This window comes from Enterococcus sp. GC34, from assembly GCF_040886645.1.
Classification (GTDB): Bacteria; Bacillota; Bacilli; order Lactobacillales; family Enterococcaceae; genus Enterococcus; species Enterococcus faecalis.
This window is the reverse complement of sequence record NZ_JBFOEF010000012.1, coordinates 42,121-62,305: the sequence shown is the minus strand read 5'-3', so window position 1 is coordinate 62,305 and position 20,185 is coordinate 42,121. Positions and strand designations below refer to the sequence as shown.

The 20,185-nt window shown below is 37.9% G+C and carries 20 protein-coding genes; 1 reads left to right on the top strand and 19 read right to left on the bottom strand.

Annotated elements, in window-relative coordinates:
- Positions 1-19 precede the first annotated feature (19 nt).
- The 12 genes from AB3I72_RS12080 to AB3I72_RS12025 form a co-directional block, all read right to left on the bottom strand.
- Complete coding sequence (locus tag AB3I72_RS12080) at positions 20-211, bottom strand: DNA-directed RNA polymerase subunit alpha C-terminal domain-containing protein (protein ID WP_002420039.1); 192 nt, start codon at positions 209-211, stop codon at positions 20-22.
- Positions 212-250: 39 nt separating this feature from the next.
- Positions 251-2,335, bottom strand: a complete 2,085-nt coding sequence (gene glyS / locus AB3I72_RS12075; protein ID WP_002420038.1) for a glycine--tRNA ligase subunit beta — start codon at positions 2,333-2,335, stop codon at positions 251-253.
- A 1-nt stretch (position 2,336) separates the two neighbouring features.
- The gene (gene glyQ / locus AB3I72_RS12070) at positions 2,337-3,245 is read right to left on the bottom strand and encodes a glycine--tRNA ligase subunit alpha (RefSeq protein ID WP_010706545.1); all 909 of its coding nucleotides are present in this window, start codon (positions 3,243-3,245) and stop codon (positions 2,337-2,339) included.
- A 729-nt stretch (positions 3,246-3,974) separates the two neighbouring features.
- Positions 3,975-4,769, bottom strand: a complete 795-nt coding sequence (gene recO / locus AB3I72_RS12065; RefSeq protein ID WP_016614529.1) for a DNA repair protein RecO — start codon at positions 4,767-4,769, stop codon at positions 3,975-3,977.
- A gap of 82 nt (positions 4,770-4,851) precedes the next feature.
- Complete coding sequence (era, locus tag AB3I72_RS12060; RefSeq protein WP_002359745.1) at positions 4,852-5,754, bottom strand: GTPase Era; 903 nt, start codon at positions 5,752-5,754, stop codon at positions 4,852-4,854.
- A gap of 13 nt (positions 5,755-5,767) precedes the next feature.
- The gene (locus AB3I72_RS12055) at positions 5,768-6,169 is read right to left on the bottom strand and encodes a diacylglycerol kinase family protein (RefSeq protein WP_002382764.1); all 402 of its coding nucleotides are present in this window, start codon (positions 6,167-6,169) and stop codon (positions 5,768-5,770) included.
- A complete protein-coding gene (gene ybeY, locus AB3I72_RS12050; RefSeq protein WP_002356745.1) occupies positions 6,153-6,632 on the bottom strand; it encodes an rRNA maturation RNase YbeY in 480 nt (159 codons plus the stop codon). The genes AB3I72_RS12055 and ybeY overlap by 17 nt, the downstream gene beginning before the upstream one ends.
- Positions 6,632-8,830, bottom strand: coding sequence for an HD family phosphohydrolase (locus tag AB3I72_RS12045; RefSeq protein ID WP_002382763.1), 2,199 nt, complete (start codon positions 8,828-8,830; stop codon positions 6,632-6,634). The genes ybeY and AB3I72_RS12045 overlap by 1 nt, the downstream gene beginning before the upstream one ends.
- A 28-nt stretch (positions 8,831-8,858) precedes the next feature.
- Positions 8,859-9,881 carry a PhoH family protein gene (locus tag AB3I72_RS12040; protein ID WP_002356743.1) on the bottom strand — a complete coding sequence of 341 codons (1,023 nt, stop codon included), beginning with the start codon at positions 9,879-9,881 and terminating at the stop codon, positions 8,859-8,861.
- 134 nt (positions 9,882-10,015) lie between these two features.
- Positions 10,016-10,465: a GatB/YqeY domain-containing protein gene (locus AB3I72_RS12035; protein WP_002356741.1), complete on the bottom strand. Its 450-nt coding sequence runs from the start codon at positions 10,463-10,465 to the stop codon at positions 10,016-10,018.
- Positions 10,466-10,490: 25 nt separating this feature from the next.
- Complete coding sequence (gene rpsU, locus AB3I72_RS12030) at positions 10,491-10,667, bottom strand: 30S ribosomal protein S21 (RefSeq protein WP_002356740.1); 177 nt, start codon at positions 10,665-10,667, stop codon at positions 10,491-10,493.
- 165 nt (positions 10,668-10,832) lie between these two features.
- Positions 10,833-11,273 (bottom strand): Fur family transcriptional regulator, encoded by a 441-nt coding sequence (locus AB3I72_RS12025; protein WP_002387080.1) that lies wholly within the window; start codon positions 11,271-11,273, stop codon positions 10,833-10,835.
- A 98-nt stretch (positions 11,274-11,371) separates the two neighbouring features.
- Here AB3I72_RS12025 and AB3I72_RS12020 point away from each other — a divergent pair, with 98 nt between their 5' ends.
- Entirely contained in the window at positions 11,372-12,229 is an 858-nt protein-coding gene (locus AB3I72_RS12020; RefSeq protein WP_002382760.1) for a pyruvate, water dikinase regulatory protein, read from the top strand.
- A gap of 44 nt (positions 12,230-12,273) precedes the next feature.
- Here the strand turns inward: AB3I72_RS12020 and thrB are convergent, their stop codons facing one another.
- The 7 genes from thrB to AB3I72_RS11985 form a co-directional block, all read right to left on the bottom strand.
- A complete protein-coding gene (thrB, locus tag AB3I72_RS12015) occupies positions 12,274-13,137 on the bottom strand; it encodes a homoserine kinase (protein ID WP_002420036.1) in 864 nt (287 codons plus the stop codon).
- A complete protein-coding gene (gene thrC, locus AB3I72_RS12010; RefSeq protein ID WP_002356733.1) occupies positions 13,134-14,189 on the bottom strand; it encodes a threonine synthase in 1,056 nt (351 codons plus the stop codon). Before thrC ends, thrB begins: the two co-directional genes overlap by 4 nt.
- 2 nt (positions 14,190-14,191) lie before the next feature.
- Positions 14,192-15,484 carry a homoserine dehydrogenase gene (locus tag AB3I72_RS12005; protein WP_010715370.1) on the bottom strand — a complete coding sequence of 431 codons (1,293 nt, stop codon included), beginning with the start codon at positions 15,482-15,484 and terminating at the stop codon, positions 14,192-14,194.
- A 51-nt stretch (positions 15,485-15,535) separates the two neighbouring features.
- Positions 15,536-15,844 carry a helix-turn-helix transcriptional regulator gene (locus AB3I72_RS12000; RefSeq protein WP_002382758.1) on the bottom strand — a complete coding sequence of 103 codons (309 nt, stop codon included), beginning with the start codon at positions 15,842-15,844 and terminating at the stop codon, positions 15,536-15,538.
- 116 nt (positions 15,845-15,960) lie between these two features.
- Positions 15,961-16,743: a pyrroline-5-carboxylate reductase gene (gene proC / locus AB3I72_RS11995; protein WP_002382757.1), complete on the bottom strand. Its 783-nt coding sequence runs from the start codon at positions 16,741-16,743 to the stop codon at positions 15,961-15,963.
- Positions 16,744-16,849: 106 nt separating this feature from the next.
- Positions 16,850-18,574, bottom strand: coding sequence for a phospho-sugar mutase (locus AB3I72_RS11990; RefSeq protein ID WP_010816656.1), 1,725 nt, complete (start codon positions 18,572-18,574; stop codon positions 16,850-16,852).
- Positions 18,575-18,694: 120 nt separating this feature from the next.
- Entirely contained in the window at positions 18,695-20,146 is a 1,452-nt protein-coding gene (locus AB3I72_RS11985) for a PLP-dependent aminotransferase family protein (RefSeq protein WP_025188663.1), read from the bottom strand.
- Positions 20,147-20,185: the final 39 nt, after the last annotated feature.

The window sequence follows — 20,185 nt, the reverse complement described above, 5'->3', positions numbered from 1 at the left end:
TTTAGAGGCGATCCTTTTTTTACTTCAATTCTTTCCCAGTCATCTCTTCAATAGTTCGAATAGACTTTGGACCAAAGCCATGCAACGAAAGTAACGCTTTTCGGCCTCGTGCGTAGAGTTCATCCACACTGTCGATTTTTTCATTCGTTAGTGCACGAACAGCTGGCTTTGATAATTGTGTTAAAATTTGTTCAAACGTTGTTTCAAACATGCTGTCGGTTCCTCCTTAGCGGTCGAAAAGCAGCGCTTTTTATTTTACAATTAATAAATCTAAGCTAGCAATTGATAACGCCATTTTAGCAATTTGCATTAATTGTTTTAATCGGTTTTGTTTGACTTTTTCATCCTCAACCATAACCATCGTTTCATTGAAGTACGCATCAATTAACGGACGTAGATTTACTAGTGCTTCATAGTTTTCTGCAATCGTGCGTGTCGCAAAAGCTTCAGATAAATCGTTAACTGCTTGATACAGTTCTTTTTCTGCCTTATTTTCAAACAGACTTGGATCAATCCCTTCTTCAGTATCACCTAAAAGTTCTTGACCTTTTTTCGCTAAATTAATAACACGCGTTAAGGCTTCCATTGATGGTTTAAAATCTTGATCTTCAAAACGGCTTTTTAAAATATTCGCTGAAGCAAATAATTTCGATAAATCGGCTTGCTCAGCAGACACCACTGCATCGATAATGTCATGGCGAACATTTTTCGTCATTAATAATTGACGTAAGCGAGCTTTCACAAATTCAACGACTTCTGCTTGTCCTTCGTTTAGTAAAACGCCATATTTCTCAACATCTTGATTCACTGCTTCATCAACTTCTGTTTGTAATTGGACTAATGGGAAGGTCCAGCCTTTATCTTCAATAATTCGGATAACGCCATAGGTTTGACGACGAAGTGCATAAGGATCGTTAGAACCTGTTGGAATCATACCAACTGAGAAGAATGAAAAGACGCTGTCAAGCTTATCGGCTAAGGCTAAAACAGCCCCGATTGCTGTTTCTGGCAATTCACCTTCACTGGAAGTTGGTAGATAATGTTCTCGAATAGCCGTTGCTACAGCTGGTTTTTCGCCTTGTAATAAGGCATATTTTTCTCCCATAATTCCTTGTAATTCTGGGAATTCACCAACCATATTTGTTACTAAGTCAAATTTATAAATTTCAGAGGCACGTTTTAAATCTTCCAATTCCTCCTCAGATAAGCCAACTTTTCGACCAATGATTTGTGCAATCAAAGCAACCCGTTGCATTTTTTCATAAATTGAGCCAATCTTTTCATGGAAAGTCACATTTTTTAGTTTTTCAACACATGCTTCAATCGTTAATTTTTTATCTTCATTGTAAAAAAATTCTGCATCTTCTAAACGAGCAATTAACACTTTTTCATTTCCTTTAATCACGTTTTCAAGGTGAACATTATCCCCATTGCGAACAGCGATAAAATGCGGCATTAATAAGCCTTGGTCGTTACGAACTTCAAAGTAACGTTGGTGTTCTTTCATAGAAGTCACTAATACTTCATCTGGAACAGATAAATATTTTTCATCAAAACTGCCTACAAATGCAGTTGGATATTCCACTAAATTCGTAACTTCTTCCAATAACTCTTCATCTAAAGCTAACTGCCAATTTTTTTCTGCAGCGAGTGCGTTCGCTTGATCAACAATCGTTTGTTTCCGTTCATTCGGTTGAACCACTACAAATTGTTCTTTTAATTTTGCTTCATATTCATTAGCATGTTGGAACGTCACATCGTCTCCCAAGAAACGGTGGCCACGAGAAGTTTGCCCTGTCGTCACGTCTAACACTTTGAAAGGAATTACTTCATCATCAAGTAGTGCCACAATCCAGTGAATTGGACGAATATATTCGAAATCATAGTTTGCCCAGTGCATTGTTACCGGGAAAGTTAGACTTGTAATCACGTCATTTAATTTTGTTAATACTTCTTTGGCACTTTGGCCTTTGGTAAACTTCGTCACATAGACATATTCGACACCATTTAATTCTTTGAAAACAATGTCCTCAGTTGTGACTCCTTGGCCGCGTACAAAACCTTGTGCAGCTTTTGACCAATTTCCTTCAGCATCTAAAGCAATTTTTTTCGCTGGACCTTTTACTTCTTCTTCAACATCTGCTTGTTTTTCAGGAATCGCAGTTACTTTCACGGCTAAACGACGAGGTGTGGCAAAGGATTGCACTGTTTCATAGTCTAAATGATGTTCATCTAAAAATTTGATTACTTTTTCTTCAAGTTGGATACGGCTTGGTGTGACAACATGTGCGGGCATTTCTTCTAAGCCAATTTCTAATAATAAATCTTTTGCCATGTTATTCTGCCTCCTTGGATACGTGTTGATCTTTATTTAATAATGGGAACCCTAATTTTTCACGTTCAGCCACAAAAATTTTCGCTACGGAACGAGCCATATTCCGAATGCGGGCTAAATATCCTGCACGTTCCGTTACAGAGACAGCGCCGCGAGCATCTAATAAATTGAATGTATGGCTACATTTTAAAATATAATCATAGGCTGGGTGAACTAAGCTTTCTTCAATACAGCGTTTAGCTTCTTTTTCAAATTTGTCAAAGTTTTCTAAAAGCATTTCTTGGTTACTAATTTCAAAGGAATATTTTGAATGTTCATATTCAGGTTGGACAAAAATTTCACCATATTTAACGCCTTGTGTCCATTCTAGATCATAGACACTTTCGACTTCTTGGATATATGATGCCAAGCGTTCTAACCCATAAGTAATTTCAGAAGTGACAGGATGACATTGTAAGCCCCCGACTTGTTGGAAATACGTAAATTGGGTAATTTCCATGCCATCTAACCAAACTTCCCAACCTAAACCAGCACAGCCCATTGAAGGATTTTCCCAGTTATCTTCTACAAAACGAATGTCATGTTCTAATGGATCAATTCCTAATAATTTCAAACTTTCTAGATAAAGTTCTTGGATATTTTCAGGAGAAGGCTTCATTACAACTTGGAATTGATGATGTTGGTATAGACGGTTCGGATTTTCACCATAGCGTCCATCAGCTGGACGACGAGAAGGTTCTACGTAGGCAGCATTCCATGGTTCAGGTCCAATGGCACGTAAAAACGTGTAAGGACTCATGGTACCGGCTCCCTTTTCTGTATCATAGGCTTGCATTAACATACAGCCATTAGATGACCAAAATTTTTGCAAGGTTAAAATCATTTCTTGTACGGTTAACTTGTTTTTCATTATTTTCCTCCTTGGAATATTTTTTATAGACATAGGGATTGGCTTTGCTTCGGGAATGTAAATTTAAAAAGGGCTACAGAGAAACAATTTTGTAGAATGGGATAATTTTTATTCGGTTACAACGTTCCACATCTGCTCCATGTTTTTGGCTAAACAGTTTGTTTTAACACAGAGGAGACAACGTTCCCTTTGGTCACCTTGTGCTGTTCATCATCTACTCCATGTTTTTGGCTAAGCAGTTTGTTTTAACATAGAGGAGACAACGTTCCCTTTGGTCACCTTGTACTGTTCCACATCTGCTCTGACACTTTTGCGCCAATTGAGCTTTTTTGAATAAACGTTACTATTTTTCTTTTGGTGTTAACTGTTTGCTTTTTTTATTCGGTTACAACGTTCCCTTTGGTCACCTTGTACTGTTCATCATCTACTCTGTCGCATTTGCGCCAATCGTAGTGATTCACAGCAAAAAGTCCCCATGCCTATTAATAGACATAGGGACGAATAATTATCGCGGTTCCACCCTACTTCCGATGTGTTCATCGGCAGCTTCGTTTGTCGTACTCCAAAGTGCCTTTCAAAAGTTCCGTGTTTCTGGCTCCCACTCTCCCAGATTCGCTTAACAGAGGGTTCTTTTTACTTCTCTTTTTCTTCGTACGTATTTAACTTCTCTATCATAATACGGTGTCTGAGGGAAGTTGTCAAATTTTTTTTAGAAAAACGACTGCTTGTTTATGTTTCTTTTTCTTCCTTCTTTCGTGGTGGAATTTTTAACGTATTTTCCCACGTTTTCATTTGATCAATAAATTTTTTGCTTTTTAAATGCAACCCGACATATTCATCGTATAACATATCAATCGTTTCTCGAATACTTTTCTTAGTTTCTTCTTTTACTTGAATGTTTTGGACTTTTTCATAGGAGACTTGCGAAAATAAGCGAATAAAATGAATTGCTCTAGGATCTGCATGGTAGCGCTGTTCATCTAAATGCCAATGTTTTTCACAAAGCACACCGCTATATTTTGAGGAATAATCAAATTTCCCTTGTGTTTCGCCACAAGCCACACAATGATGCCATTCTGGTCGTACACCAAAGCGTTCTAACAATTGAATTTCAAAAATATTTGTAATGATTTCCGAGTCTTTTTGCTCATTTAAAGCGGATAATGCCATGTGGGTAAATTGAAATAAATTAGGGTCATAGTGCTGATCTTCAATTGCTGCATCGACTAAGTTTAAAATATATGTTCCATATGCGTTAATAAATATGTCTTGTTGAATGTTTCGAAAAGGTTGAACTTCTTTGCTGCTATTGAGAAAAGATAAGCCTTCTTCTCTAAAATTTCCGATGTAGACGGCTTCTGTAAATGGCAGAATCGCTGGCAAAAGAGGATTATTTTTTCGATGCGCGCCTTTCACAAAAAACATCAATTTCCCATAGGATTCTGTAAAAATTTTGACGAGTTTATCCTTCTCTTTAAAATCCTTCGTAAATAAAATAATGCCTTTGGTCTCCCCTAATGCCATTCAATTCACTTCCATTTCTTATGTAAATTAGTGTAGTGTTTGGAAAGTTCGTTTATACACTCGCTTCCCAAACACTACTTTCTTAATATTCTTCTTTGCGATAACCAAAATCTTGTAAATAGATTTTTTTGTCACGCCAGTCTTTTTGGACTTTTACCCAAAGCTCCAAATACACTTTGTCATCTAATAAATATTCAATATCTTGACGCGCCTTGGTACCAATTTGTTTCAGCATTTTTCCGCCTTTGCCAATAATGATACCTTTTTGACTGTCCCGTTCCACAATAATGGTTGCTTGGACATGGACTTTATCGTTTTCATCCCGTTTCATTGAGTCCACAACGACAGCGACAGAATGAGGAATCTCATCTCTTGTTAAAAGTAACACTTTTTCACGAATTAATTCGGAAACGATAAAATATTCTGGATGATCCGTAATTTGGTCATCAGGGAAATACTGTGGTCCTTCTGGCATTTGCTCAACGAGAACATCCATCAAATGCTCAAAATTATTTCCTTCAGTGGCAGAAATGGGAATAATTTCTTTAAAGTCCATTTGTTTCGAATAGTCTTCAATAATACTCAATAAATCATCTGGATGGACTTTGTCAATTTTATTAATAATCAAGTAGACTGGACTATTATTATTTTTCAATCGTTCAATAATAAAGTCGTCACCTTTCCCGCGTTTTTGATCAGCACTTACCATAAATAAAGTAGCATCTACTTCACGCATCGCATTGTAGGCACTTTCCACCATGAAATCGCCTAAGCGGTGTTTAGGTTTGTGAATCCCTGGAGTATCGATAAAAACAATTTGTGCTTCAGGAATTGTATAAATTCCTTGAATCTTATTACGAGTTGTTTGTGCTTTGTCACTCATAATTGCAATTTTTTGGCCGACAATTCGATTTAACAATGTTGATTTTCCAACATTTGGTCTGCCGACAATGGCTACGAAACCAGATTTATGTTCAGTTGTCATTGTATTTCTCCTCTTATTTCCACATTTGAATGATTTGTAAAATTTTTGGTACAAATAGAATTAGTCCTACTAGCACTGCGAAACCGGCTGTTAATAAAACAGCTCCTGCGGCCATGTCTTTGACTTTTTTTCCGATTGGATGAAAGTGAAAATCCGTAAACATATCTACGACATTTTCAAAAATTGTGTTGATAATTTCTGCCAACCAGACAAGAAAAACGGCCAATAACAACCACAGCCATTCAGCAAGTGTTAAGGAAAACAAGAAACCAAACACAATGGCCGTGACGCCAAACGCCACATGTTTGCGCATATTACGTTCTTCTCGAAAAACTGTTTTGATTCCTTGCCAGGCAAATTCTAATGAATTAATAAAATGTTTATTTTTTCCTGTTTGCTCATCTTTTAAGGCCATACGCATCTAAAATCTCTTTCTGTAAACCAAACATTTCTTTTTCATCTTCAGGTTCCATATGATCGTACCCATTCAAATGTAAAAAGCCATGTACTGCCAAAAAGCCCATTTCTCGCTCCAATGTGTGCCCATATTCAACTGCTTGTTCTGCTGCTCGCTCTGTTGAAATAATTAAATCACCTAGATTACGTGGTAGCTCTGCCAACTCTTCATCATCAAAAATAATTGGCAATTCGTCTTCCCCTTCATCCTCTAAAGCAAAACTGATGACATCTGTAGGCATATCTTTGCCCCGATAGTCACGATTAATCACTTGGATACCTGCGTTATCTGTAAAAGTCACCGACATCTCCGTATCTTCGGCAATTTCTAGAAAACCCGCTGCAAATTGCAGCAAATTTTCGATTTCTTTGATTTCTTCTGTTGGTACTTTCTCGGTTTCATCAATGAAAGTAATATCCATTAGTCATCTCTCTTTTCTTGTTCATCTTTCATTTCTTCTGCTTCAGCTTTCATTTTTGGATACTTAATCCGTGAATGGAAGGTACTGCATAATCCATTAATTAATGATTTTTCAATGATGCGAATCTCTTTCATCGTTAACCCGCATTCATCTAATTGGCCATCTGAAATTCTATCTTGAATCACATTATGCACAAAGGCTTGAATTTTTTCGTTGGTCGGATGATCCATCGCCCGCACAGCAGCCTCACAAGTATCAGCAATACTCACAATCCCTGCTTCTCGTGTTTGTGGACGTGGCCCAGGATAACGGAAGTCTGATTCTTTAATTTCAGGATTGCGTTCTTTTGCTTTCACATAGAAAAATTTCATCAATGTTGTGCCATGATGTTGACGACAAATGTCAATCACCATTTGCGGCATATTGTACTCTTCTAAAATTTTGGCGCCATCAATTACGTGGCCAAAAATAATTTGTTTACTATCTTCTGGCAATAAAAAGTTATGTGGATTTTCTGCGCCAGCAGGTAAGTTTTCCACAAAGAAATTGGCGTGTTTAATTTTGCCAATGTCATGGTAATAACAAGCAACTCGTGTTAATAGCGACCGTCCACCAATCTCAGCAACAGCGTTAGCGCTCAAACTAGCCACCATCATGCTATGATGATAGGTACCTGGCGCTTCTTCTAACAGTTGTTTTAACAACGGATGGTTCGGATTACTTAATTCATTCAAGACAATCATACTATCATCAGTCACTAATAATTCGATATATGGATGCAAGCCCATTGTTGCTAAAAATGAAAGTACCGTTCCTGCACCTGCACAAATTAAAGCTGTCCACGTTTTACCATCTGTTAAACTCATTCCTTGATAAATCATTAAGACAACCGCCATGAAAACAGGAAAGACCACTACCCACATTAAAGCTGGGAAAACTTGCTCACTCATCCGTTTCCGTTTAACAACTGTTGCTAGAAATCCTGAGAATAAGTACATAATCAGAATAACCGTCAACGAGTTTGTGCCAATAGAATTATAAAAGATAAATAACGCAAAAACGACTTGGAAAATGGCAGCGATTATCCCTGAACGACGATTTACAAAATGATTTAGAATCAGCGGCGCAAAGGCTGCCGGATAGAACAAGGGAATATACATCAACTGCTCTGTTTGGAAAATCTGGAAGAATTTCATTAAAATAACACTGATTAGCATAGCACCCGTGTAAAAGATAATAAACGAGCGTTGTCGCGAAGGCTCAGTCACTTGTTTTGTAAAGAAAATTAACACTTCAACTTGAAGTAAAATAGCTAATGCTAATGCCACCATCGGAAAAATAGAGGTATTTTGACTAGTCATTCCTAGTAACTCAAGTTTTTCGACCGCTTTTGCATCAATTTGAGTACCTTCACGAACAATAATTTCGCCTTGATAAATCATTGCGGGTTGAACAGCATTCATCGCTTTTTGACGCAGCTCTTCTGTTCGTTTTTCATTGGCAATATCGTTTACCACAATCCCTTGGTTAACAATGTAACGAATGACTTGTTGCATGGTACTCGTAATATCTAAGTATTGAATTTTACCGTTAGCTTCTTGGCGAATTTTATCCAAATCAGATTCTCGAACGTGATTTTGCATTGCGTCATCCACCAACATCAAACTTTCTGAACGAACCTTATCCAATTGCTCAGAGGTTAATGTAAAGATTGTTTGATAAAAAACATTAGGAAAACTTTGATAAAACGTAACTTCATCTTGCGGTAAAGATTCAAACAATGACTTTAAGCTAGCTACTCGTTCTTCCACGGTCGGCGCAGGAATCGTTTCTTCCTTTTTGGCCTTCGCTTGCTTATTGCTGTACTCTTTGTCTACTTTTTCATTCGCAGAATCAATCAATTTAAATAACTTATCAATACGATTATGTTGGACAGATGCCGTATCTTCTTGATAAATATATTCGGGGGTGACAGCTTCTGCTGCCAATTTTTTTCTTTGTTCTGTTTCGTAGGTATTCTCGATATTTTTATTTGCACGAATGGTTTTCTCGGCCAGTTGACCTTCTTTAATTTCTACTCTTTTCTGATGGACACTGCCAAACATAATCATAAATAAAAGAAGAGAAAAAACGGCTAATAAAATAGGTAAATAGGCCTTACCTAAACGATCCCCTAACTTTGTAAGTACTTTTTTCAAAAGGTACTTTCACTCCTTCCCTAACTGCTTAGGAATGCTTTTGTTGTTCCTTTTCATAGGCTTGAATAATTTGTGCTACAACCGGATGACGCACAACGTCACTGGCTTCAAAATTTACAAAGGCAATTTTTTCAATGTCTTTTAACGTACGCTCGGCGTTAACTAAACCACTTGTTACACCACGTGGCAAGTCAATTTGACTAGTATCTCCATTAACAATCATTTTTGAACTAAACCCTAAACGAGTTAAAAACATTTTCATTTGGGCAACCGTGGTATTTTGTGCTTCATCTAGAATGACAAAAGCATCATCTAATGTACGACCACGCATATAAGCAAGCGGGGCAATTTCAATAACGCCGCGTTCCATTAAACGATTTGTATGATCCATACCAAAAATTTGATATAAGGCATCGTAAACTGGACGTAAATAAGGATCGACTTTTTCTTTTAAGTCACCTGGTAAAAAGCCCAAGCTTTCGCCAGCTTCCACCGCTGGACGAGTTAAAATAATTTTTTGTACTTCGCCTTTTTTCAAAGCTGCTACCGCCATCACCACGGCTAAAAAGGTTTTTCCTGTCCCCGCAGGTCCCACCCCGAAAATGACGTCATGAGTTTTAACTGCATCGATATATTTTTTTTGACCAACATTCTTAATTCTGATTGCCCGACCATGATGGTCCTTCATAATTTCTTCTTCATACATGGCAATAAACGCCTCTAAATTTCCAGCTTTGGCCATTTTTAAAGCAGAAACGACATCTGGCGTATGCACTTTGATGCCTCGTTGAATTAATGTTTGTAGCGCTCTTAACACGGAAGCGACTAACTCTACCTCTGATGATTCGCCAATTAACTGAATAACTTCGCCACGACTATTAATCGTTACGTGGGTATTCTCTTCTAAAAATTTGATATGTTTATCATGTGTTCCTAAAAGCATGTGTGCATCATCAGAATCAGTAAGTATTAATTCCAAAGATTTTGACTGATTATCTGTCAAAAAACGTCCATCTCCTTTATTATATAGTCCTTTACAATGATACCACATTCTTATCTGTTTAAAAAGAAGTCGTACCTGATTTGACTTTGAAAGTCAAAAAAGAGAAAACCGTAAAAAGCTACCGGTTTTCTCTTTACATAAAAAAACTAGGACAGTATCCTGTCCTAGTTTCGATAACGCTCTTAGTTTTCTTGTAATAATTCTTTCACAATTGCGTTAACTTGGTTGCCATCGGCTTTGCCTTTGACTTTCGGCATCATAGCGCCCATCACTTTACCAAAATCTTTTGGTGAAGTGGCGCCAGTTTGCGTCATTACCTCTTGAACTAGTTGACGAATTTCTTCCTCTGTTAGTTGTTGAGGCATATATTTTTCAACAATTGCTATTTCAACTTTTACTTTTTCAACAAGATCGTCGCGTCCCGCCTTTTCAAACTCTGATAAAGAATCTTTTCTCTGTTTCATCTCACGAGACAATACAGTGAGTTCTTCTTCTCCGTTCAATTCACGGCCCGCTTTAATCTGATCATTTTGAATGGCAGTCTTTAACATACGAAGTACGGCTAAAGTTTCTTTGTCTTTAGCTTTCATCGCTGTTTTAATGTCGTCATTCAATGTGGTTAGCAATGACATACCACCAACTCCAATTCATTCAAAACTAGAATTTTTTACGTTTTCTAGCTGCTTCAGATTTTTTCTTACGCTTTACACTTGGTTTTTCGTAGAATTCACGTTTACGTGATTCTTGTAAAGTACCCGCTTTTGAAACGGAACGTTTGAAGCGACGAAGAGCATCATCAAGAGATTCGTTTTTACGAACGACTGTTTTTGACATGTTATTCCCTCCCTCCGAGCTTAAAAAGTAACCGTTTTTCTTATTTGTGGGAAAAACCCACAAATTAAAATACTGTCCTTGTTATATTATAGCTAAAGCATAAATAACCGTCAACCACTCTACTGATAAAATACGAAATTTTTGTTTGATTTTTCGTCTTATTCGCTATTTTTCGCAACAATCGGCACAACGACCAAGGATTTCAAAGCGATGTCCTTCAATTGAACAACCTTTTAACTGTTCTTCAAAAAAATTCATCGGACACATGTGAATTTCTTCCGTTTTGCCACAAACCGTACAAATAAAGTGATGATGATGTTCCACCTCTTGGCAACAACGGAAGCGAAACTTTTGCTCGCCATTTAATTCTGTTTTTTCCAGCAATTCCAAGCGCTCAAAGTCATGCAAGTTACGATAAACCGTATCATAACTGACTCCTTTAAAGGTTTCATTCATAAATTCATACACTTCACGTGCAGAAACATACCGATTTCGCTTAATCAAATAGCTCATCAGTAATTCTCGTTTTTTAGTATATTTTAATCCACTGGCTTTCATGGTTTCTAAGGCTTGTTCAATATTGGTTTTTACTGGTGCCATCGCCATTTCCTCCCTCAACAACCTAAATCAGAATCATTACGAAATAGATTCTGGACTTATGGTATAATAAAATTATTAAAAATGCAAGAAAGGACTTACCTTCTATGACTATTTCTGAAGAAAAAAAATGTGTGACGATTTTTGTCATCTCAGATTCTGCTGGCGAGACCGCTTCAAAATTGGCGGCTGCTTCAATGGCCCAGTACCCCACTGTTGATTTTACTTTGATTAGACGAACATTCGTTAAAGACGAAGATAAACTGGTGCAAGCGTTAGAAGATGCCAAAAAAGCAGAGGCCATGGTACTGCATACTATCATTAATGATCATCTCGTGGCGATTGCTAATCAATTTTTCAATGAGCATCAATTGTTCCATTTTGACATTTTGACACCACCTGTTGCGGAAATCGAACGATTAACAGGTGTCGCACCTATGCGGGAACCAGGTGCCTTACATCATCTGAATGAAAATTATTTTAAACGAATTGAAGCAATGGAATTTGCTGTCAAATATGACGATGGCAAGGACCCACGAGGCTTTTTAGAAGCGGATGTGTTACTTCTTGGCGTTTCCCGAACTTCTAAAACACCGCTAAGTCTCTTTTTAGCCAACAAGAACTTAAAAGTTGCTAATTTGCCACTAATTCCTGAAGCACATTTACCGAAACAATTATTCGAAATGGACCCTAAAAAAATTGTTGGCTTAACCAATGATCCCAATGTTTTAAACGGGATTCGTAAAGAACGAATGCGCGCATATGGATTGCCTGAAAATACTTCTTATTCAGATATTGAAAAAATTCGGCGAGAACTGGCTTTTGCTAATGATCTTTATCAAAAATTAGGTTGTATCGTTATTGATGTCGCTTCTCTTTCAATTGAAGAAACTGCCTCAATGATTCTTAATGCTTTGAACTTAGAAGACCATAGCTATTATTCCACGGAAACATCCGAGGATTAAAAAAAAAACGAGAAAAAATCACTAGTGATTTTTTCTCGTTTTTTTTAAAAGACTTGAACGCCTTCTTGATCAATATTGAAAATTTGGATGCTCGCTTTGGTAGATAATTTCTCCAAGCTTTGAACAATTTCGTTGGTTCGTTCTTCTGGCGACAAGATTAGCACAGTTGGACCAGCACCGCTTAAGAAAGAGCCATAAGCACCTTTTTGCTGAGTTAAACGACGAATTTCTTTTAAATGAGGAACCAATGAACGACGATACGTTTCATGCCATTTATCTTGTTCCATCATTTTGCCTGCTAAAGGTAAATCTCCGTTTAAAATTGCGGCAATCATAACATTGGCAATTGAGCTGGCCGTAACCGCTTCTTTATAAGCCAATTTTTCGGGCAAAACAGCACGACTTTTTTCGGTAAATAACGGTTCCTCTGGAATAAATGCAATGACATCACACATTGGAAAGTGATGTTTGACATGGTAGACTTGGTTTTCTACATGGCTAGCCACCACGAAATCTCCTAAAATAGCTGGGGCCACATTATCAGGATGTCCTTCCATCTCTGTGGCCAAACGGACCTTTTCTTTAGGGGACAAATTTAAATGTGCTAGTCGGTTAGCTAATTCAATTCCTGCTACAATTACACTTGAGCTACTGCCTAGTCCTCTTGCAAGAGGAATGTCAGAAACCATCCGAATAACTTTTGGTGTTAATTCTGGTGCAATTTTCAATGCCGTTTGAATTAATAAATTCTCTTCATTAGTAGGGATCTCTTCTCCCAAAGTATGTTGAATTTCCCAAAATTCACTTTCACCTAAAACGTTGATTGTTAAATAAGCGGATAATGCAATGCCACATGAATCAAAGCCAGGTCCTAAGTTGGCACTAGTGGCAGGTACTCTTATTTTCATAGTGTTGCGACTCCTTTTCGTAAGTGCAGACGCATTTCTTCCACGTCACTCATTTTTGAAATAGCTACTTCTGTCTCCATTGCTGTATCAGGATCTTTCAGCCCGTTACCAGTAAAAACTGCCACGACGGTTTCACCTGCTTTGATTTTACCGCTTTTAACATGTTGAATGACTCCAGCTAATGAAGCAGCCGAACCAGGTTCAATGAAAACCCCATCTTGAGCAGCAATTTTTCGGTAAGCCGTTAAAATTTCTTGATCTGTCACGGCATCAATGAAACCACCCGATTCATCACGTGCCTGTTCTGCTAATTGCCAACTAGCAGGATTTCCAATCCGGATCGCTGTTGCCACGGTTTCAGGTTGCTCAATCACTTGGCCTTTCACGATCGCTGCGGCACCTTCTGCTTCAAAACCATGCATTCTTGGTAAAGTTGTTCCTTGTTTTTCATGCCATTCCTTAAAGCCTTTCCAGTAAGCGGAAATATTGCCGGCATTTCCAACTGGAATCGCTAAGACATCGGGCGCTTGACCTAATTGTTCACAAACTTCAAAAGCTGCTGTCTTTTGCCCTTCTAAGCGATAAGGATTCACTGAATTAACTAGCGCAACTGCCTCAGTTTTCGCAATCTCTCGCACCGCTTTTAATGCTTCATCAAAGTTACCTGGAATCGAAATAATGTCCGCCCCATACATAATAGCTTGCGCCAATTTTCCCAGTGCGATTTTCCCTTCTGGAATCACTACATACGCTTTAATACCTGCTCTTGTGGCATACGCAGCAGCGGCGGCACTAGTATTTCCTGTAGAAGCACAAACAATCGCTTTGGCACCTTCTTCTACCGCTTTTGCTACAGCCATCACCATCCCGCGATCTTTGAATGAGCCAGTGGGATTTAAGCCTTCGTATTTTCCATATAATTGAATACCTAATTCTTTGGATAAATTAGGTAAAGGAATCAGTGGCGTATTTCCTTCGGCTAAAGAAATCATTGGTGTTTTTTCTGTTACGGGCAAATACGCTTGATACTGTTTTAACAAACCTTCATACATGTTTACTCATCTCCTATAACCTTCATTACATTCAATAACTGAAAGGCTTCCGTATTTTGAATAGCTGTCACAACTTGTTGCATTTGTGCTTTTGATATCTGGTGTGTAATGGCAACAATTCTTGCTCGCTGTCCATCTGATCTCTGTTGAACTAATTGATCAAAGCTGACTTCTGCTTTAGTCATTAATTGTGTCAACTGCAAAAATTGTCCTGGTGTATCTGGAACATCTAACGAAAAATAGTACTGCCCAAATACATTTTCGGAACGCGTCAATTGGGTTTTATGTTGATACGAATTGAACATATGGCCAGTCGTTGTCAAGCGAATGTTTTTAGCAATCGTAATTAAATCACTGACAACACTGGTTGCTGTCGGTTTAGCGCCAGCTCCTGGACCGTAATACATTGATTCGCCCACGCCTGCACTTTTTATAAATACTGCATTGTACTCATTACGAACAGATGCAATAGGATGCTTTTGATTGACTAGCATAGGCGCCACTTCCACCGAGATACTATTCTCATTTTGTTCAGCAGAGCCAATCAATTTGATTTCATACCCCAGTTGTTTAGCCATAGCGACATCATCTAAAGACAATCCGCGAATTCCACGAATATCAACTTGTGGTAATGAAACATTCATCCCAAAAGCAAATTGACTTAAAATAACCATTTTATAGGCTGCATCGATTCCATCGACATCATTTGTCGGATCCGCTTCAGCAAATCCCAACGCTTGCGCTTCTGCTAAAGCTTCTTCATAACTTTTATCAGCAGAAACCATTTGCGTAAGCATATAATTCGTCGTACCGTTCACAATTCCTAAAACTTGTTGAATATTGTCTGCCGCTAAGCTATTAGCAATTGTTCTTAAAATAGGAATCCCGCCAGCAACACTTGCTTCGTAATATAAATCACAATGATGTTTTTGGGCTAACGCTACTAATTCACTCCCATGTTGCGCCAGTAAATCTTTATTGGCAGTCACAATATGTTTGCCCTTTTCTAAAGCTTTCATGATATACGTTTTGGCTGGTTCAATGGTTCCCATTAATTCCACAACGATTTGAATCTCTTTATCTTCTAAAATATCATCAATTGAAGTTGTTAAAGACAGACCGTATTCTTCCGCTTGCGCTTGTTTCGTTTCAAGATTTCGGACAAATGCTTTTTCAATGACTACATTCATTCCTGTCACTTGTGAAATTTTCTCTTGATGTTCTTTCAAGAGAGTTAAAACGCCAGTGCCTACAGTCCCTAATCCTAGTAACCCGATCTTTAAGGTATCCTTCATTTTTACCTCCATCAACAGCGCTATTCTAGTTACGCTATTTTTTCCTACTTTTTATCGATGTTCAATATGCTCAAAGGTCTGATTTAAAATATCTATTACATGATGATCATCTAATGTATAAAAAATCGTTTTTCCTTCGCGACGTGCCTTGACAACCCGGCTATCTCTTAATAATTTTAGTTGATGAGAAACGGCGGACTGTTCCATTTCCAATTGTTCACTAATCGCCGTTACGTTATGCTCGCCTTCTTTTAAAAGTAGCAAAATTCTTAAACGTGTTGGATCACTTAATACTTTATATAATTGACTTACTTGTTTGATTTCTTCCATTTGTTTCATTATAGTCGCCTCACTTTGCACTCATTATAACACAGAGTTTTTTAAAATAAGAACTGCGATTGTTCTTTCCTACGAAAAATATGGCACAAAGAAAGTTGGAAAAATGACAAACTTGTCGATTTTCCAACTTTCTTCATCTATTCGTGGTTGGCTTGCTGAACTGCATCCATCACGGCATAACGGAAGCCATTTTTTTCTAGAGCTACAACACCGCGAATCGTACTTCCTCCTGGAGAAGTCACTTCATCTTTCAATGCTCCTGGATGTTTTTTCGTGTCTAAGGCTAAGGTCGCCGTTCCTTTTATCATTTGAGCGACAATTTCATAAGATAAGTCTCTTGGTAACCCTTCTAAGACTGCTGCATCTCCCAATGCTTCCATAAAGATATCAACAAAAGCTGGACTGCAACCAGCCACAGTACCAAAAGTTTCCAGTTGCGCTTCACGAATTTCTTTGACTAACCCTAAAGTAGCAAGAAGTTCCATTACCAGGTCCTTCGTTTGGCCTTCAATTGTTGGTGCCAAGGCTACGCCAATCACGCCTTGATTCACGCTAACTGGTGTATTAGGAATGGCATGAACAACTTTGGCTTCTTTATTGCCAAGGGCCATTTGTGCTTCTTGTATGGTATGACCTGTTGCAACAGAAACCAATAGACTTTCGTTGGAAAAATGAGGGGCTAATTCCTGAAGGACAGGTAACACGACCTTTGCTCCTGTCGCAATAAAAATAACCTTACATTCTTGGAAAAGTGCATAATCTGTGACAAGTTGAAAGCCCCACTCTTTTTGAAGTGCTTCTGCTGTTCCACTTGAGCCACCTTTCACATATAAATGTTCCTTCTTGACTGCCTCAGCTTTCAGTAACCCTTTAATCATGGCACCGCCCATACTGCCAGCACCGATAAAGCCAATTTTCATAGCATTCCCTCCTTAGTTAAATAAAGTGTTTGTGTCAAAAGTCAATTAGCTTTTGACACAAACACTAACATTCGTACTTTTTTCCGTACAGCTTATTTCGTTTATTTTATTTTGTTAATTCATTAACGACTGCTTCAAACGCAGCAATTTTTTCAGAAGCTTCTGAACTACTTGTTGCTTTTGTCGCTAGATAGAATTTAATTTTTGGTTCTGTTCCTGATGGTCGGATAGCAATCCAACTGCCATCTTCTAAATGATATTTCAGCACATCAGAAGGAGGCGTTTGTAATTGTTCTGTTTGACCATCTGCAAAAGTGCGTGTTAATTCTTTAAAATCTTCCGTTTGAGCAACTTGAATCCCGGCAAACTCAGTTGGCGCTTGTTCACGACATTTTGCCATTAAAGCTTTGATTTTACCGCTGCCTTCAATTCCGCTCATTGTTACGGAAATAGTTTTTTCTTCAAAGTAACCAAATTCTTCAAAGATATCTTGTAAACCATCGTATAATGTTTTTCCTTGTTTTTTATAGAAAGCCGCTACTTCTGCTAATAAAACTAACGCTTGAATTGCATCTTTATCACGAACAAAAGGTTTCACTAAGTAACCATAACTTTCTTCAAAACCAAACATAAACGTTTGACTGTGGTCTTCTTCGTATTGTTGAATTTTTTCAGCAATAAATTTGAAACCTGTTAAAACATTAAACATCTTCGTATTATATTTCTCAGCAATCGCTGTAGCAAGTTCACTAGAAACGATTGATTTTAGAACCGCAGCATTTTGAGGCAACGTGCCTGCTTGTTGATGGGCTTCTAAAATATAATGAATCATAATTGAACCTAATTGATTTCCTGTTAATACTTGGTAGTCTCCGTTTGGCATCCGCACAGCAGCACCTAAACGATCAGCATCTGGATCTGTTGCAATCAATAAATCAGCGCCTTCTTTTTCCCCTAAACGAATCGCATATTCGAATGCCGAATGTTCTTCAGGGTTTGGTGACTTAACTGTAGTAAAGTCAGGATCAGCAACAGCTTGCTCAGGTACTAAAACAAATTTTTCAAAACCGGCTTGTTTTAATGCCTTTTCTCCTAACATTTTCCCAGTTCCATGTAAGGGAGTGTAAACTAATTTTAATTCTTTACCCATTTCGTTAATTAATTCTTGATTAATCGTAACTGTTTTAATTTCTTTCAAATACGCATTATCGACTTCTTCACCAACAATGTTAATTAAACCGCTGTGGGCAACTTCTTCATCTGATAAGACATCAATTTTCAAAGGATTTTCGATACTACGAACATATTTAGTTAATGCATCTGCATCAGCTGGCGGCATTTGACCACCGTCTTCACCATAGACTTTGTAGCCATTATAGGCAGCTGGATTGTGAGAAGCCGTAATCATGATTCCCGCAAAAGCTTTAAAGTAGCGGACTGCAAAAGATAATTCTGGTGTTGGTCGTAAGCTTTCAAACACAAAAGAAGGAATATCATGTTTAGCTAATGTTTTAGCTGCTTCCATTGCAAATTCTGGAGACATATGACGTGAATCATAGGCAATGGCTACACCGCGACGTTTTGTTTCAGGATTTTGCGTATCCATAAAACGTGCAAGCCCTTCTGTCGCTTGACGAACTGTAAAGATATTCATCCGATTAATACCGGCGCCTAAAATTCCACGCATCCCGGCAGTCCCAAATTCTAATGGTGCGTAAAATGCATCTTCACATTTTTCAGGATCTGTATTTAAGTCCTTTAATTCATTTTTTAAATTTTCTGGAATATTTTCTTCATTTAACCATTGTTGGTAAACTTGTTCCCAAGACATGGAAAACACCTCATTTGTTTTTTTGTTTTTACTTTTTAAGTATAGCATTGGATATTCGTTTAGAAAAGGGAAGTTGTAGCGTTTTCTCTCAGCAAATGATTTTTATAAGAAAAATCTTACTTACTGTTCTATTTTTGTTTGTCTATTTTCAGAAAGCTGTCGTGTAATCCGTACCATTCGCTCACAAAAAAGAGGCATTTCTTCTGGTGAAATTCTGGAACAATTCAAGCGAATACTTCCACGTTTTTCACTAAAAGCGACACTTGGTGCTACCAAAACACCTTCTCGTAAAAACACTTGCCAATCTTCTGGCTTAAGTGCCCCTTGACGCCAATGTGCCCATAAATAAAAGCCGCCCTTTACTGGCGAAACTTCCCATTCTGGTAACGATTTAAATACTTGATATACAGCTGTTGCTCGTTGTTCCACTTGTTTATTTAATAACGTAATTTTTTCAGAAAAAGAAGAATCTTCAATCGCCATTTTAGCGAGCATCTGCGGAAAAATACTCAACGAAACATCCATCATTTTTCTGGCTTCTGCAATTTGTTTCGTCACGGAGGCGGGCGCACTTAACCAACCAATTTTCGTGGTCGAACCTAAAATTTTTGACAACGAACCGATATACAAGACATTATCTGGATCTAATTTTTTTAAAGGAGGAATTTCTGTTTTCGGGATAAAACTTAACTGCCCAAAAACATCATCTTCTAAAATAGGAACTTGATACGTTTGACAGACTTTCACAAGCTGTTCTCTTTTTCTTAAAGGCATTACTGTCCCAGTGGGATTTTGAAAGGAAGGATTAACCATAACCATTTTGATGCGATGTTGTCGAATTGTTTGTTCTAGCGCTTCAAGATCAATCCCTTCCTCTGTCATGGGTACACCAAATAAGCGCACACCAGCAGCTTGGAAAATTGGTAAGGCATAGAAGAAAGATGGATCTTCTACGGCAACACTATCTCCTTGTCTCAATAAAACTTGCAAAACTAAAAAAAGTGCTTGTTGCGCACCTGAAGTAAGCAATAAACTTTCACTTGGTAAATGAAGCTGATATTCCGTTGCTGTAATGGCTTGGATTTCTTTTCTTAACGGCAAATAACCTAATTCATCTTGTGCTTCCTCTTTTAAAAATTGTTTCCAATTTAATGCTGGAAAATCGAAACTGGGAATTAAGTCTAACGGTAACTCACCTGTATACATATCTAAGTCAGTCGGCAAATTTTGTTTAGCACGTAACTCAATCTCTGCCACCAAGGGATGAACTTGTTTGAACACATTTTGTTCTAAATAACGATGCCAATCCGTTCGTGGCGTCATCATTACCCCCCATTTTCCTTCGTTGACGATCGTTCCACTCCCTCTTTTTCGCACAATCCAGCCTAAGTCCACCAGTTCATCTAATGCATGAACAACGGTTGAACGATTGACAGACAAGTATTCTGCCAGTTTACGTTCCGAAGGGATTTTTTCACCTGGTAATAATTCGCCTGTTTGAATCTTTTGAACAATCATTTCCATAATACTCCGATAAATGGGAACACTTTGTTCTTTTTTAAGTTGCCACATAGCCATCACCTCAACAATTGGATGAGTTAAAAGTAATCC